This is a genomic window from Micropruina sonneratiae, assembly GCF_025972045.1.
GTDB classification, from domain to species: Bacteria; Actinomycetota; Actinomycetes; order Propionibacteriales; family Propionibacteriaceae; genus Micropruina; species Micropruina sonneratiae.
Genome location: NZ_JAPDHX010000010.1, coordinates 17,661 through 33,730, shown reverse-complemented (window position 1 = coordinate 33,730; position 16,070 = coordinate 17,661). Strand labels below are relative to the sequence as shown.

The window sequence follows — 16,070 nt, the reverse complement described above, 5'->3', positions numbered from 1 at the left end:
CGCCGATTGCCGTACTCGACATCGGCGAAAGAAGGCTGCTCGCTGTCCATACCCCAACAATTTCGCGTCCCAACAGCCGAAGCCAGCCACCGAACCGCACACCACAAAGATCAGCGCATCCCTAAGGATCCCCTCTGTGCGCACGATCACACTGGAAGTGATCGACTCTGACGACAATGCGCTCTCCCTCCATCACGGCAGTGCACCCGGCGGTGACCATCCGGTCGGGCTCGGGCCAAGCGGATACGCTCAGGCCGTGTCGCCCGATCGAATCGTCGTCGCAACCGATGGCTCCTGCCTGGGAAACCCCGGTCCAGGCGGCTGGGCCTGGGCGAGCGAAGAGGGCCGCTCAGCTTCGGGAGGCCATCCCGGGACCACCAACAACTTGATGGAGCTCAGGGCCGTCTACGAGGCGCTGAAGGCCCACGATCCAGCCACCCCGTTGCTGATTCAGGCCGACAGCATGTACGTGATCAACACCTTCACGGAGTGGCTCCACGGATGGGTCGCCCGCGGCTGGCGGACCGCCTCGAAGAAGCCAGTCCAGAATCGACGTGCTATCGAGCTGGTGGCTACCGAATTGAACGTCCGCGACGTCCAATGGGAACACGTGAAGGGACACGCGGGGCATGCATTGAATGAGAAGGTGGACCTGCTGGCGCGCGGTGAGGCCACGCAGTTGCAGATGCAGAGCGGGAACTGAGGGAGGCGGAGTGAACCAGGCCGAGGTTGAAGCATTCCTTACGCAGCGGGGGATTGCGTATGAGGTCAAGGATCAAGAGCACTGCGTCCAGGTGCGGGCCAAGGGCGGCGAGGTGGTGAACTTCTTCAAGACTGGCACGGTCCAGGTTCAAGGGAAGAAGACCCCCCTGCACGCGGAGTTGAAGGCATGGAGTGCGACGGGCGAACCCGTCCTCAGTGGCGCGACGCCCACAGGGATCCAGCCAAGCCCTGGGCCGAACAAGAACGTTTTCGTGGTCTACGGCCACGACAACATTGCTAGGGACGGGCTCGAGTTGCTCCTCCGAAAGATGGGGTTGAAGCCCATCATCTTGGCTAACCTGCCGGCAGCGGGAGACACGATCATCGAGAAACTGGAGCGCTACCTTCACCAAGCGGGAGACGTGGGCTACGCCTGCGTCCTCTTGACTCCGGACGACATGGGCCACGTCAAGTCGGCTCCCGGCAGCTCGCAAGGGAGGGCCCGACAGAACGTCATACTCGAGCTGGGGATGGTGCTCGCGAACCTAGGTCGAAAGCGAGTAGCAATCCTCTATCAGGAGGACGTCGAGAAGCCCAGCGATATCCAAGGCCTGCTCTACCTACCGTTCAAGGTGCAGGTGGAAGAGATAAAGGCCAAGCTGTTCAAGGAGTTGCAGGCGGCTGGGTACACGCCGGACCCAGAAGCCCTGTAAGGGGAAGGTCCCACTCGGCCAGACTCATCCAGCTCCGCCACGACCCCGGACCGGCCCACTTCGAACGCAGACTTCACCGCCGGCAAGACCGAATGGAAGCCCTTCGCCGCCTCAAACGCCGGCAATCTCTCACAAGAGTGGGCTATCCGGCCCGTAGTCTGTGGCTGTGAGTGGGAACAAAAGCCGTCAGAGCAACGGCTCGACCGGGGGAGCTGGTTCGAATCCAAAGCAGTTGCCCAAACAGGGGGCCCGCGGCAGCAGCTCAGCCAATCCTCCTCCCCCACCGCCGCCGGGTCTGATTCGACGTCTCTTCACATTCGACTCTCGACCTGGCAAGGACGGCCAAGAGCCCACCGTGGAGGAGGTCGTCAAGAGGAACCCCATAGTGAGCCTGCTGCTCGCAGTTGTCCTCGTCTGGGGTGCCATTTCGGGTGTCCGCGAGATTGGCGGGACTATCTACAACGCGATCAACTGGCAAGCGGCTGAGAACGCGAAACTTGAGACGGTCCGACCAGACATGCCCATCTCGAAGCTTCAGGAGACCTTCGGCGAAGCTGATCACGTACAGAAGATGAATCCCAGCGACGAGGGCGATCAAATGATCTGGAAAGAGCGCGGCTACTTCCTGGTCGTGCACGAAGTCGATCAGATCGTGACGAGCTACGCCGTCCACGCGTGCAACTCATCGATCCGTCCATCCGTAGGGATCGGAGCCGGCAGAGTGGTTGCCAACCAAACCAAGCTCGACGGGCCCGAACACACCCAGTGGCCACCTCGTAGGGCCTACTACAACTGGGCCCCATCATTCATTGAGATGTACGAAGGCCGTCTGGGCGGCCGTGCCGAAGCGTTTCAGGAGGTATTCTGGGGGCTCGGGGTCGCATGCCAGTGGGAAGCCACCGAGGACATGCCACTGCTCGGGTGCACGACCAAGCATGACAAGGTCAACTGCACCAAGAACGTCGATCAGCCCATCAAGCCGGACGACATCCCGGCGATTAATCAGTTTCGAAGTCAACTCACGGTTCAAGTGGTCGGTGCCCAACGAAGCATGTCCTCAGGTTTCGCTCCACGCGAAGAACTAATCATGGCAGCCTCAGTATTCGAACAACTTGGCCCCCCTAAACAGTCCCGGCCAACGTCGCCCTGAAGTCAGAGACTGATCCCCCTCTGTGTTTGAGTCACGACCAGAGGGGCACATGCTGGCGCCGGGGTGAAGGTGGCATCGGCAGGGTCGTTGAGATCCGATTCAAGGCGTTAACCCCCGGCATCCGCTACTCACGCAGTCGCTCGTGCCTGACGCCGCGAATATCGGAGTGACGATCCCGCGACTGATGACTGGTCCGGCCCCCGTTAGGAGCAGGATCCGATGCGTGCTGTCTGGTCAGTGGCGGCAACATTCACTGAGGAACCTGAAACTGTCACCACCTTGGTGTTGCCAACGTAGATGCAGACGGTCTTCGCCGGCGTTGTTCCCCCCTGAGGGAGGAGCATGACCACACTCGACGCCATGAGAAGTGTTGCGCCGACGACACCGGCCAGCACTCCGAGCCGCAGACGGTCGCCGATCCGCTTCGCCTGGTCCTCCTTTGCCTTTGCCAGTTTGTCAGCCAAGCCTTCTAGGGTAGAGGCATCGATTTGGGGCAATCGTCCGGGCGAACCGTACGCCGCTGTGTATGCCAGCCAGGTTCCTGCCGCGAGCGTGATGAATGCCGCGACGAGAAGACCGAGGACTAGGAACAGGCGTGATTGGTCGTAGTCCTATGGGTCGGATGGTCCTTTAAGGAGGCTCACAGTGGCGACGAGACCGGTGATGGCCGCTAGGCCAGCGATCCAGTGCTCGGCTTGCTTGCGCACGGCCCCGCTCTCATCGATCCGGGCACGCGTCACTTCAACTTGCGCAAGAACGTCCGCTTCGCTGGCGCCGGCGCCGTCGCTTGTCATGAAAGATCCCCCGTCCGGACGAAGAACTTGGCTCCACACCCACGTTTGCCCTTGCCCTGTCCGTGCGCAGAGTCACAAGAGCAAGCCACTGCAACGTCGACGCTCGCGCTGGGCGTCGGGAGATCGAGAGGCAGCGCCTTATCGTGAGCGTCTCCATCCGACGGCCACACCACGGGCCCATGTTGGGCCGCTGTACCCGTCTGTCCCGCGGCGCCGCATCGCGGACAGGGGCCTTGCACCGTGTAAAAGCTGCCATTGACACGGTATCCCCAGCCAGTCGTGTCAATGAGCCTCTCGTAGCGGTGGTCTTCAACGAACTTGAGTCTCTTGTTGTGGGCCATCAGGTTCCCCCAATTCCGCGTTGGAGACGAAGCTAGAGCGTCACGTCGGCAATGTCCATAGTGCATTTCCATGCTGTGGTATCGGCGGACTGTGCCCTCGACGCACCGACTTTGCCGCGCCGGATGGCGCGGCGCTCAAAGGCCAGCACCGACAATGGCCGTTTCTGGTGCGTCTGAGCGCGCAGCTCGGCCGGAGCTGCAGTGGGCTGTACAGCGGATAGGCGCCGGGAGGTGGGCCGCAGTCGCTACGAAGTCAGTCTGACGCGAACGGTCTGCTTCGTACTCGATCCATCAACTCAACGGTGCTCAGCAGTGTCCAGTACAGGTAGTCGAGGAACTCGTCTCCGTAGTCGCCCTGCTGGCCCCTTCGCATATGTCGGATATCGAATCCGTTGATGATTTGGAACAGGGCGTTCTCGTCAGGGCTGCCCAGCGTTGCGCGCAGCTCCTCCCTCCGCGACTCTAGAACGTCTGCTAACGCTCGGACGGCATCGCGCTTGTCTGCTCGGGTAGCAATTCGGCCTCTGTGCACCACAATCGCGTGCGCCACGCGCGCCTCTTCCGCACCATCGCTGATGTTGGCGAGAGATCGCCGCTCGAGTTCTCCTCGATCATCGTTGACGGCATGGACGAGCAGCCCTCGATCTGGTCCCCACATCGATAGCCGAAGACCGACATCGCTTCTACCGAGTAGTTCATTGGCGCGCCACAGGTAGACCCGTTGCCCAGCCCGCCGGTCGTGCTGGCCATAGTCGAACTCGCCACAGTACTCGTGCCACCACCCCTTTCGGGGGCGAGCCACGACATCGAAGAAGCCCTCCACTAGGTCGAAGAACTCGTCATCGTTGAGTTCCGCAACCGCACGGCCTCCCCCTTCCTCGAGCGGCCACTCGACTTGTCGTCCGAGCAGCGCTGTTAGCTCACGCGTTCCTTCGGCCGCCCGATCCACCTGGGCGTCGCAGCACCTGCTACCGGCCACGAGGTCTAGGTAGCCCTTGCCATCCAGGTCATGCAGGAGCTGGACGAATCCGTTGCGGAGGTCATTGTGACTCAGAGTGGGCCGGCTTGCCGGCGGCCGCTGTCGGCGCGACCAGTAATCGCGAGGAGTGAACATCGGTACCTCCGCTGCCCGAACGCGGCGCAGGACCTCCTCGAGTAGTTGCTCGCTTCGCGGGCGCGGGTGAGGCCGAAGTCCGTCAGTCTCAGTTGCTCCCCAAGTATCAAGGTCGCCTTCACTCCGTCTGGTCGACCAGCGACCGCGGTAGGGCAGGAGCGAGCACGCCTCATTGACGAGGGCGGTGCCAACGCCGCCCGCGAATGCCTCTGCGAATAGGAGTCGCACGACATCCTCGTCACCTGCGTAACCCACGGCCAGGAGTTCACCGGCCTCTTCCTCAAAGACGTCAGCCGGCCACACTAACCGCAGGTCTTCGATCTCGGTAGTCACATCAGAGACGCTAACGGCAACGCAGCGCTCGGGATAGCGCCTCGCCGTCAGGCGAAGGGGCTGCCGGGTGAACCTCGCCAACGTCCCATCTCGCGTAGCGCCGGATCTATCTGAGACCCGAGGCTACAGGCGAAGACGCTTCTCGCCGGTGGCCTATTGCAGCAGTTCTTTGAGGTGCTCCAGATTCGGGAAGGAGGGTTTTCTGCGCTGTGTCCCTTGGACAGCGTAGGCTCACTCACCTCACAAACCGCGACTGAAAGCCGGTATAGATGGCACCGCGTCCATCCGGGCACCACGGCGAAAAACCGAGTGAGACGCTCGTGAGGTTCATCGTCGAGCAGACCCTCGGTGTTCGGGTCTGCTCCTACGACGACCGCGGCGGAAGAAGCCGGCCGGACGCCATCATCCACCGCCACGGCGGGTACCGCTTGAGATTGTTTCCGATCCACTCCAGTCCGACAACCAGTTGCTCAGCGCCCTAAACAAGATCGGCCGTCGCGCCAAGTTCGACGGCTTGAGGCAGGGGTACATCGTTTGCCTAACGGGCAACGCACGGGTGATGGATCTGAGCTGGCTCAAGCGAATACTGTTTCAGCTCGAAGACCCCGACCAGCGACGCCTGGTTCCACGCCAGACCGACAACTATCTCTTCATCGAACCGTTCGAGCATCTGTCTGCTGGCGAGGTCCTCTTTACCTCCGGATCGGGCGGTGGACGCCCAATCTCCTGTCCCCATGACGTCGTCACAGCAGCGAGCACGGTCCTCGCCCAGTCGAGATACGCCGATGTTGCGCGAAAGCTCGCCGCGTACGGCGGAGTCGAGCGTCACGTCGTCCTGGTGGTCGATAGCGAAAAGGACCCAACGTTCGAATGGCTGCGCAACGCAGAGCCCGGAGAGGTCGACCAACTCCCGGCCCCCACACTGGCCACCGACATCACCCATCTCTGGATCACGCCGCGGTACATACCTGGTCTGACGATCGCCTGGTCCGCAGGAAGCGGCTGGATGGGCACAGAATGGCGCTGGGGTCACCCGGTTGAGGCTCTGGCTGCGTGGCATGACCCTGCCTGCCCCGACGATCACAGCCTGGTGAAGCGCAACTGAGCACGCCGTTCGCCAAGTCGTCCGGAACAGTAGTGAGGACCGCCGAATGGGTGGACCGATTCTGGAGCCCTCTGCCATGCCGGGCCCCCCTCGGCAGTAGCGCTCATCGGCATGACCGGATGCCCGCCGAGCCTGAGCCAAGCGGTTCAGCCCAGGAGTTCGGGATGCAATCCGCCACTTAGACCAGGCACGCAATTCATGCTCGTGCTGCCAGCGATTCAGCCGATCCCAACTGTACGCTTGGTCCCGTTGTGGCCCGGCGTTCATGTACTTCATCACCTGGGGATCCCCATGGAGTCGCTGAAGGTCGGGAAGGTCAGAAGCGAGCCACGTTGTGAGCCGAAGGCCCCTGATTGCCATGATCTGTTCCCGCGTAGCACCAAGTTTTCCGGGATGCGTTCCCTCAGAGCGAGTCATCGATGCCTCGTTTTCGGTCTCCACTAGTTGGGCCCTCGCTACCGCCGTACCTCGACTGCTTGAGACTGGCCTCCCTTCACGCTTGCACCTGGTCTCGTTGCCTGTAGCGCCAGAGCGCGAGCGCGGCGAGCACGATCGCAGCGGCACCCATAAGTACTACGGGCCACCACGCTGCGTCGGCACGGCCGGGTTGCGGGACGACCCAGTACGGAGTCTTGGCAACGATGTCGTGTGGGATACCGAGCACGTCTCCGAGGGCGGCGAACAGAACAATGATCCCGTAGAGCGACCAGGCGATACCCGTGCTCGCGCGGGGCAGAAGGGCTGCGGCGAGGGCGACGACGGCGATGACGAGCGCGACGACCGGCCAGTAGCCGAGCGCTGCGGCAGCGAAACGATTGCCGTAGGTGTGCCAGCCGCCGACCTGCGCACCGAACACGATGCCCTGCGAGAGGCCCCCTATGACCAACATGAGACCGGACGCGGTGGCGGCGATGGCGAGACGCGCTCCGACCCATGTCCAACGCGAGACCGAGGTGGCCCACTCAACCTCGCCGGTCGCAGCCTCATCGAGGCGCAGGGCGAGGGTGGATTGGATCGCGAAGGCGGTCACGAGGACGGCGAGGAAGATAAGGAAGAAGCCGAGCATTCCTTCCAGCTGTGAGCCTGCGCCGCCTAGCGCCTGCGTGATCGGGGAGGATGAGCCGAGGCCGGCGAGCAGGTCGTTCATGAGCACTGCAATCCCGCCGAAGAATGCGCCGGCGACGCCGATGCCGATGGTCCAGAGGATGAGCGCGTTGCGCTGGAGGCGCAGAGGAAGGCCCAAGACCGTGCGTGTGAAAGCGGCAGCGTGGGTGGGGCCGGGACGTGCGGGCACGGTCCCGGCACCGAGATCGCGAACACGTTCAAGGGTCACAGCAAGCCCGCACCCGGCGATGCCGAGGGCGAGGCACGGCACGAGCAGCCACCATTGATTCTCGCCGTACGAACGGGTCTGCTGCGCCCAGCCGAGCGGGGAAAGCCAGGTGTACCAGGCCGGCGTGTCACCGGTGCCGTTCACGTCGGCGATCGCGCGGACCAGGTAAGCGACGGCAAACGCGATGACCGCGCACGCGTTGGCCCCGCGGCCGGTCGAACTGAGTTGACCGGTCACCGCCGCGATGCCGATGAACGCGATCGCAGCCCCAGAGTATGACAGGCCCATCAGCATCGATCCATCGGCGGGGAGCCCACCCACGATCCCCGCGACCCCGCAGAGCAGGCCGGTGACGATCGCGAACCCAGCAGCGAGAAGCCACCCGGAGACGCTAATTGTGTGGCGGCCGATCGCGGTCTGGCGCAGCAGCTCCGCGTGCCCGGTCTCCTCCTCGGCGCGGCCGTTGCGAGTGACAAGGAAGATCGTCACAAGAGCAAGTGCGACCGCGGCAGTCATCCAGAATTTGATATTCAGGATCCCGCCCGGGGTGCCTGCGGCAGAGAACAGTCCGGTGAGCGCGGCCAGCGATGGAGTGTTCGCGGTCGCGGCATAGGCGTCACGGTCCGCCGGGGTGGGAAACGTCTGTGTCATGTAGGCGTTGACCAAGAGCACAAGGATCGGGAGAGCGAGGGCCCAGATGAGCGTTCGTAGCCACGAGCGGCGCATCTGGAACGCGAGGATGCGCGGTAAGCCCGCAAGAGCGGCACTCATTCGGCGACCTCCGTCGTGGCTAGTTCAGCCGTCGAGTAGTGCGAGAGGAAGCGTGCTTCCAGGTCTGTTTGGCCCTTCACCTCGGCGACCTCGACGGTGCGGCCCTTCTTGATGATCGTGACCGTGTCCACGAGACGCTCGACTTCGGCGAGGATATGACTCGATAGCAGCACGGTCCGTCCCTCTCTGCGGACTTCTTCGATGCATTCCTGGAACACCTGTTCCATCAGCGGGTCGAGGCCACTTGTCGGCTCGTCGAGGATCAGCAGCTCGGCGCGCGAGGCGAGTGCGGCGACGAGCGCAACCTTTTGCCGGTTCCCCTTCGAGTAGCTCCGGGCCTTCTTTGACGGGTCGAGGTCGAACCGCTGAATGAACGCCGCGATACGCCCGGCGTCCCGCTCTCCCCGGAGTGAGCTGAGGATGTCGATGGCCTGTCCGCCAGTGAGGTTCGCCCACAGGGTGACCTCACCAGGGACATAAGCGAGACGACGATGCAGAGAGACAGCGTCTATCCAGGGATCGCCGTCGAGCACGGACGCCTTGCCACCGAAGCGGATCAAACCCAGCAAAGCGCGGATCGTCGTGGACTTCCCAGCCCCGTTCGGGCCGAGGAAGCCATGCACAGTGCCCGTCTCGACGGTCAGATTGAGGCCGTCGAGAGCCCTGGTGCGGCCGAAGGACTTGGTGAGGCCGGTCGCCTCGATCGCGTGGGTCATGTGACCGTCTCTTCTTCCTGATTGGCGAGGTATTGGTCGAGCAAGCTCCGGTTGGCGAGCAGCCCGTTCGTGTAGAGCTCCAGGGCAGTGAAGGCGGTCTCCGCCGCGATCCGACGCACCAACGCGGGCCCGTCCGCTAGATCCAGCCCGAGCAGTTCGGCGTAAAGGAGCAGGCCGCCGAACTGAGTGGCGACGAGGTAGCGGGCCCGCGTGGCAGCGTCGCGACTCGGTTTCACGACCCCAGCCGCGACTGCGGCCTCTAGGTAGCCAAGCGAGTCGGCAACCATCCGCTCCAGGAAGTCGCGCGACGCCGGGCCACCGTCACGGACCAGCCGCAGCGCGTAGGACATCGTCGACCCCTGCGCGTCAATCTCGCCGATCATCGCGAGTTGCTGCTCCGGCGAGCGTCGCAGTCCGTCCTCATTGATGGCCTGAATCCGCCGCAGCACCTCCGTGTCGCACTCGGTCCGCAACCTCGCCCGAGAACCGAAGTGGTGAGTGATGAGGCCGGCGGTCACCCCCGCGTCGGCGGCGATCTCACGTACCGTCGCGCCGAACCCACGGCGCGCGAAGGACTCGATCGCTGCATCCCGCAACCGATCCCTCGCGCTCAAATCCCCACTCATGACACCCACTATACGCCTGTATAGGCCGGGCAGGGCAGTCCGGACTCCAAAAATGACAGGCACGCTTGACTTAGGTCTTGGCGCGACGGCGGTCTTGCGCCAATACCGCAGCGTCACGAGCACACCCCAGCAGCCGACCGCGCTGGCGACCACGAGACTCAGCCATCCCGGCAGCACCCACGGATACGAGCCCACGACCAACGAGACGGCCATCATGATTTCGAGGACCATGCCCTCTTGAAGTGGCCCCGCTGAGCTGATCGGTACGGGCAGAGCAACCGCCACGATCGCGAGGGCAAGCAGCGCCAGAGAACAGCGCCGATGACCGCACTCGCGAGCAGAACGACCGTGTCCGCCGTGAGGGGGATGTTGACGACGGGATAGACGAGACGACCCAATGCAAGGACAACAATCGTCCATGCGGTGAGTGTGACGCTGAGAGCGACGAGGGCGATCGTGCGGCGCAGCGCCGGGCCGCGTCCCTGAGCGCAGAACGCGCCGACGCACCGGATCCCCACGCGATAGTCGCGAAGAACAGAAGCTCCCCTGCCCACGTGAACTGGAATGTGCCGCCGTCAACCACTCGACGACAGCATCAGCACGGTCGGCAATGGTGACAGTGTCGCCAGCAAGGCCAGCGCCGCACTCGTGAGGAGCGTCCCTGCGATCCACAACCATGCAAACGCAACAGCACGACGTCCGTCACCGAACCGTGGTGGGTGGGCACGGGAGGAGCGGAAGCTGGGGAATCACGCATGGTCTCTCCTATGCAAGCAGCCGGGAGCCCGATCGCTGTTATGTGTATTGATCGGCGGTGAGGTGGTGGACGACGCTGCGGAGCAGGCGTCGTTTGAGGCATCTGAGGGCTTCGGGTGCGGACATGCCTTTGCCTTCTGAGCCCGACTCGTCTAGCGGTGTTGCCCGACCAGACCGGGCTCGGCGATGACCCGGTGCAGGGGGCCAAGCGGGCCTCGGCTTGGACCGGCCGAATCCACGCGTCTCAGCGGCGATCTTGGGGTGGTGAGGACAGGAGCTTCCTTCATCACCCTCAGCTCAGCGTGCTGGCTGGCCTCTTGAACGGCACAGTCTTGGCGGGCGCGTTGCCGGTTGACATTGTTGGAGCCGGCCGCGCTTGATTCCGGGTCTGGTACAGCGAGCGACGAATCAGGCGCTCCGTTGCGGCACGGTGCCGAAGAGCGGCAGCAGGATGTCGTCCACCACGTCGGTGAGGAGACCGTCGTCGAGGGGTTCATTGTGGAACAGGTAGTGGTTGCGCAGCAGGGCGGCGCCCACTTCAAGGCGGGTGGGCACCACGGCCGCGGGTGGGATCTCTCCGCGTTCGACGGCGCGCCGGAGCACCTCCGCCATGATGTCCCGGTTTCGCCCCCGGGAGCGGGCGCGCAACTGGCGGACTCTGTCGAGCTCGGGCAGGGCTTCGGCGAGCATTCCGCGCAGCGCGGCGCCCGCCGGTCCCTGGAGCGTTGCGGCCGTCTGGCGGAGCGCCGCGAGGAGGTCACCGCGCAGGCCGCCGGTGTCGGGGATTTCGTAGGGCAGCGGCGCTAGCTGATACACGGCGTCCATGACCAGCGCGGCGCGGCAGTCCCAGCGCCGGTAGAGGGAGGCCTTGCTGGCGCCGGCGCGCTCGGCGACGGCATCCATCGTCAATGCAGCGTATCCGTGTTCGCGCAGTTCGTCGATGGTCGCTGCGAGGATCGCGTTTACGAGCGCGTCTCCTCGCCGGCGGGGTCCTTTGCGATGGTCGGCGGTCGTCATCATTCCCCTGTCCGAGTGACGCGGCCGTGTATTCCGTCGACCGTGATGCTCTCGCCGTCGTTGATCGCGGAAGTACCGGTGCCGGTTCCCATGATCGCGGGAATGCCGTATTCACGGGCGACGATCGCTGCGTGCGAAGCCATGGAGCCAGTGTCGACGACGACTGCGGCGGCGCGTCGGAACAGCGGCGTCCACGCCGGGTTCGTGTAGGGGCAGACGAGGATCTCGCCGGCCCGGAGCCGGTCGAAATCGTCTGGGCCGCAGATGATGCGCGCGATCCCGGTCGCGGTGCCGGAGCCCGCCGGGGCGCCCGTCACGAGGGCGTCGCCGGCATCCGCCGAGGGGAACACTCGGCGCGGGTCGATCATCGGGACGCCGGCAAGCTCGGCACGCTTCTTCGCCCGATTCCGGATGCTCTCCCGCAGCGCCTCGGCGTGCTCGGACGGGATTGCCGATGGTTGGGCGAGGCCGGCGACCTCCTCCCAGCGAAGCTGGAACACGTCCAAAGCATCGTCGAGCACACCCACCTTGTGCAGCCGGTGGCCGATCTCCAGGAGGGCGCGACGCAAGGTCGGCAGCGCGGCGGTGAAGAAGAAGTGGGTGTCTTCGCGGAAGGCGACCGCTTCGCGTGCGGCCTGAACCCGTCCGCGCATGCGGTCCTGCCTGCGCGAACTGCCGCGCAGCCACACATGGTCGAGCAACTGCCTGAGGGCGGTCGCCGAGCGGGAGACCGCCTCACCCTGGCGCGGCGGCTGCGCTGCCAGGGAGAGCACCATGCCCAGCACGATCTCCGGCGACTCCGCCAGGGTCGGCGGGCTGACGAGCAGCGGCGAGGTGGTCTCTCGGCGTCCGAACTCGCGGAGGAAGGCGTTGAGCTTCGCGCGGAAGCGGTCGAAGCGACCGTCGCGGGTGAGCGCCGTCAGCACCCCTGCGGCGTCCGGGTCAGCGAGGAGTGAGCGCAGCTCGGGATCCGGGCGGACCTCGTCGGCGAGTGCAGCCAGGGCGTCGCCTGCGTCCTCGGTGCGGGTTCTGACGCCGCCGAGCAGATCGGCGATCAGCGATCGGCGGCCGAGCAGGCTCACCGGGATGACGACCCGGATCAGGGCGGCGGCGGCGCCGGGCAAGTAGTCGATGCGGAGGTCGCGGCAGTAGTCCTGCGCGGCGAGGGCGCGCTCGGGCACTGTGACGAGCTGCGGCCACGACAGCGTGTCGAGATCCAGGGATTCGAGGGCGGCGACCTCGGCGAGAAATGCCTCTTGCCGTGCATCCTCTACCCAGTCTTCCGGGTGGTAATGGCGGATCTTGTGCGCGATCTTCCCGGCGCTGGCCAGCGTGCGGGGGGTCGGGTGCGGGGACGATGGCACGATCTGGACGGCTACCCCGTCCTCTTCGCGCAGGAAGTTCTCGAACATGCCGACGATGCCGTAGTACCGGCCGATTTCGCTCATCATTTTCGCCGGGCCGTGCGCCACGGTGGTCGTGACGTCCATCGGATATGGCCGTACGGGCAGGTACTCGGTCAGGATCGATGCCTGCAACCGCTGCCGCCGGTTCAGCGGCACCGAGGGCGGCGGCAGCGCAGTCATCGGCCGGGCCTGCACTATGAACACCTGTCCGTCCGCGATCGCCCACTCGATGTCCTGCGGACGCCCGAAGTGGTCAGCGATCGTCCGCGCCAGCGCGGCGAGCATCGACAGCTGGTCGTGGCTGAGCAGCGGTGTGCCGGTCGTGGCGTCACCCCTGGACTCCTGGCGGACGCCGCCGCCGGCTGCCTGGCGGATGACGACCTCGCCGCGCCCGGGTGTCCAGCCGAGCAGCTTCCCCCGCCGGTCGAGCACGTAATGGTCAGGGGTGACCAGACCGGAAACTACCGCTTCGCCGAGTCCGGAGCCGGCGTCGATGATGATGCGGTCGCGCGCGCCGCTGACGGGGTCGGCGGTGAACATCACGCCAGCGAGATCGGATTCGACCATCGTCTGGACGACTACGGCAATCCGCACCTCAGCCGGGTCAATCGAACGATCCCGCCGGTAGGCGACCGCACGGTCGGTCCACAACGACGCCCAGCAGCGGCGAACGGCATCGACCACGGCATCCGGGCCAATGACGTTCAGGTAGGTGTCCTGCTGCCCGGCGAACGCGGCGCCCGGCAAGTCCTCAGCAGTCGCGCTGGAGCGCACCGCGACAGGGACGCTCCGCCCCAACGCGAGGTAGGCGGCGGTGACGGCGTCCCTGGTTCCGGTGGGCATGTCCGTCGTCTCGATCGCAGATCGCAGCGCGGCCGGTGGCGTTGCGGGATCGGCGAGCAGCTTGGCCAGCCCGGCGTGATCGGCTGCGGCTGCATACGCATCGGTGGTGACGACGAACCCCGGCGGTACCGGCAGTCCCCCACGCAGCAGCTCGCCAAGGTTCGCGGCCTTGCCGCCAATGATGGGGACGTCGGCGGCGCCGAACGCGTCCAGCGGGGCGACGGGGTGATGAATCATGCGAGTTCCTTGAGGGATGTGACTGACTCGGTGTGCGTGCGTAGCGGCAACGCGGGAAGGAGGAAGGCGAGAACGATGGACGCCACAAGCAGCGGTGCCACGGTGAGGATCGCCTGCGGAACGGCGGCCGCGAATGCGGCCTCGACGAGTTCTCTAAGTTCCGTCGGAAGAGTGGCGATGCTCTCCGGGGTGATGGATGCGACGTCGCGAACCTGCGGCGGCGCGAGTTCGACGAAGATGCGGGTGATGAGGGCACCGACCAATGCGACACCCACCGTGGCACCGATCTGTCGCAGGAAGAGCACGCTCGAGGTGACGATCCCGATGTCGGCGGGATCGGCCGCGTTCTGTGCGGCGAGCATCACGACCTGCATGACCATGCCGACGCCGAGCCCGATCACGAAGAGCACCCCAAGCAGCCCCGCGACACCCAGCTCTCGACCGAGCAGGCCGAGGACGAGCGCACCTGCCGCCACCACCGCCGTACCGGCGATCGGATACCGCCGATAACGACCGGTCTTCGCGATCAACCCGCCGCTGATCGTCATCGTGAGAATCGCGCCGCCCATGAGGGCCGTGACCACGAAACCCGCTTCAACCGCCGTCATCCCCAGACCGATGCGCGCAAACGACGGCACGTAACTGATGGTGCCCAGCAGCGCGAAGCCCACCGTGAAGCTGAGCAAGATCGGAACCAGCACTCCCCGCCGCCGAAGCACGGAGACCGTCCGCGCGAAAGTCACGCGCGGGTGTTCCGGCGAGCGTGGCAGACGAAGCGTCACGATGAGCAGAATGAATGCGATCACGCCCAGCGGCACATGGATGGCAAATATCCACCGCCACGATGCCGCATCGACGAGCAAACCACCGACCAGCGGACCTACCACCGCAGGCACGACGTACGCGACCCCGAACAGGCCCAGATACCGACCGCGCTCCCGCGGGCTGACGATCTCCCCCAGCGCCGCCTGAGCGCCGACCATCAGCCCGCCCCCGCCGATGCCCTGCATGACACGCGCAGCGACGAACAGCGGGAAGGAGGTGGCAAGCGCGCACGCTAGCGCGCCGAGCACAAACATCGCCAGCGCAATCAACAACATCCGCTTTCGGCCGAAGCGATCACCGAGCACGCCATAGACCGGAAGCGCCGCGGTGACCGCGACGACATATGCCGTCACCACCATCGGCATCAGTTGCAGCCCGCCCAGGTCACCAGCGATCTCGGGCAGCGCCGGAGTGAGTGCCGTCTGATCCAACGGCACGAGCACCATGAGTAACAACAGCCCCGGCAGCGCACGGATCGATGACCGTTCCCGCATCCTGGCAACCTCCTTGGAGAACTGCCAGTACTCTAGCACGTTAGAGTACGATGAGTTTCGATAAGAAGGTGCCGACTATCCACCGACCCACGCGAACCGCTGAGGAGCATCCACCATGGCACGGATACCGCTGGTCACGACGTCGCAGGCAGGCTTGGGCGTCAGGCTGGCCTACTTCTTCACTCGCCGCAGCATGGCAAAGCTCGCCCAGGCGACCCCGGAACAGATGCTGGAACCGGTGCAGATCTACGCCCACGTGCCCCGGCTGCTGCGCGGTTACAGCCGGGTGGAGCAGGCCACCGCCGCGCTCCGGCTGCTCGATCACCGATCCCGCGCCCTCGCCGAGCTGAAAACCGCAACGGTGGTGCAGTGTGAGTACTGCATCGACCTCGGCTCCCGCGTCGCCCGCACCTGGGGACTCACCCAGGCCGAGCTGCTTGCCCTTCCGCAGTATCGCAGCAGTGACCTGTTCGACGACCGGGACAAGGTTGTCCTTGAGTATGCGGTCGCCATGACCAGAACGCCGGCCGACGTGCCCGAGCAGTTGTTCACCCACCTGCGGGACTACTTCAGCGATCCCCAGCTGGTCGAGCTCACCCACATCATCGCGCTGGAGAACCACCGCAGCCGGTTCAACCACGCCTTCGGCGTCGGCGCCGCCGGATTCAGCGACGGCATGGTCTGCGCCCTTCCCGTCAACACCGACGCTCAACCAGGATCGGAAGGCCCTGCCTCGCAGTGACAGACAGTCAGGAACGGGCATGACCGGATCGCAATCCGCGATACGCGTGCGG

At 65.0% G+C, this 16,070-nt stretch carries 12 protein-coding genes and 1 pseudogene; 5 read left to right on the top strand and 8 right to left on the bottom strand.

Features of this window, described 5'->3' with window-relative positions; translation table 11 throughout:
• The first annotated feature begins 136 nt into the window (after positions 1 to 136).
• The 3 genes from OIE40_RS16550 to OIE40_RS16540 all read left to right on the top strand — a co-directional run bounded on the left by OIE40_RS16550 (position 137) and on the right by OIE40_RS16540 (position 2,565).
• On the top strand, positions 137 to 703 hold the full coding sequence (locus tag OIE40_RS16550) for a ribonuclease H family protein (protein WP_264704101.1): 567 nt from the start codon (positions 137 to 139) through the stop codon (positions 701 to 703).
• Between the two features lie 10 nt (positions 704 to 713).
• Complete coding sequence (locus OIE40_RS16545; RefSeq protein WP_264704099.1) at positions 714 to 1,415, top strand: TIR domain-containing protein; 702 nt, start codon at positions 714 to 716, stop codon at positions 1,413 to 1,415.
• Between the two features lie 385 nt (positions 1,416 to 1,800).
• On the top strand, positions 1,801 to 2,565 hold the full coding sequence (locus OIE40_RS16540) for a hypothetical protein (RefSeq protein ID WP_264704097.1): 765 nt from the start codon (positions 1,801 to 1,803) through the stop codon (positions 2,563 to 2,565).
• Between the two features lie 203 nt (positions 2,566 to 2,768).
• Here OIE40_RS16540 and OIE40_RS16535 read toward each other — a convergent pair whose 3' ends face one another.
• Both OIE40_RS16535 and OIE40_RS16530 read right to left on the bottom strand, forming a co-directional pair.
• Positions 2,769 to 3,029: a hypothetical protein gene (locus tag OIE40_RS16535; RefSeq protein ID WP_264704095.1), complete on the bottom strand. Its 261-nt coding sequence runs from the start codon at positions 3,027 to 3,029 to the stop codon at positions 2,769 to 2,771.
• A gap of 924 nt (positions 3,030 to 3,953) precedes the next feature.
• A complete protein-coding gene (locus tag OIE40_RS16530; protein ID WP_264704093.1) occupies positions 3,954 to 5,147 on the bottom strand; it encodes a hypothetical protein in 1,194 nt (397 codons plus the stop codon).
• A 559-nt stretch (positions 5,148 to 5,706) separates the two neighbouring features.
• Here OIE40_RS16530 and OIE40_RS16525 point away from each other — a divergent pair.
• Positions 5,707 to 6,252 (top strand): hypothetical protein, encoded by a 546-nt coding sequence (locus tag OIE40_RS16525; protein WP_264704091.1) that lies wholly within the window; start codon positions 5,707 to 5,709, stop codon positions 6,250 to 6,252.
• 493 nt (positions 6,253 to 6,745) lie between these two features.
• On the opposite strand, the gene OIE40_RS16520 is transcribed toward OIE40_RS16525, so the two are convergent.
• The 6 genes and pseudogenes from OIE40_RS16520 to OIE40_RS16495 all read right to left on the bottom strand — a co-directional run bounded on the left by OIE40_RS16520 (position 6,746) and on the right by OIE40_RS16495 (position 15,315).
• Positions 6,746 to 8,251, bottom strand: a complete 1,506-nt coding sequence (locus OIE40_RS16520; protein ID WP_264704089.1) for an ABC transporter permease — start codon at positions 8,249 to 8,251, stop codon at positions 6,746 to 6,748.
• 194 nt (positions 8,252 to 8,445) lie between these two features.
• Positions 8,446 to 9,072 (bottom strand): annotated as a pseudogene (locus tag OIE40_RS16515) (ABC transporter ATP-binding protein); the annotation flags it as partial.
• Positions 9,069 to 9,698, bottom strand: coding sequence for a TetR/AcrR family transcriptional regulator (locus tag OIE40_RS16510; protein ID WP_264704087.1), 630 nt, complete (start codon positions 9,696 to 9,698; stop codon positions 9,069 to 9,071). The pseudogene OIE40_RS16515 and the gene OIE40_RS16510, both read right to left, overlap by 4 nt.
• Before the next feature lie 1,164 nt (positions 9,699 to 10,862).
• On the bottom strand, positions 10,863 to 11,471 hold the full coding sequence (locus OIE40_RS16505) for a TetR/AcrR family transcriptional regulator (RefSeq protein ID WP_264704086.1): 609 nt from the start codon (positions 11,469 to 11,471) through the stop codon (positions 10,863 to 10,865).
• Positions 11,471 to 13,957 (bottom strand): PEP/pyruvate-binding domain-containing protein, encoded by a 2,487-nt coding sequence (locus OIE40_RS16500; protein ID WP_264704085.1) that lies wholly within the window; start codon positions 13,955 to 13,957, stop codon positions 11,471 to 11,473. Before OIE40_RS16500 ends, OIE40_RS16505 begins: the two co-directional genes overlap by 1 nt.
• Positions 13,954 to 15,315: an MFS transporter gene (locus OIE40_RS16495; protein WP_264704083.1), complete on the bottom strand. Its 1,362-nt coding sequence runs from the start codon at positions 15,313 to 15,315 to the stop codon at positions 13,954 to 13,956. Before OIE40_RS16495 ends, OIE40_RS16500 begins: the two co-directional genes overlap by 4 nt.
• A gap of 76 nt (positions 15,316 to 15,391) precedes the next feature.
• Between OIE40_RS16495 and OIE40_RS16490 the strand changes: the two genes are divergently transcribed.
• Entirely contained in the window at positions 15,392 to 16,018 is a 627-nt protein-coding gene (locus tag OIE40_RS16490) for a carboxymuconolactone decarboxylase family protein (protein ID WP_264704081.1), read from the top strand.
• Positions 16,019 to 16,070: the final 52 nt, after the last annotated feature.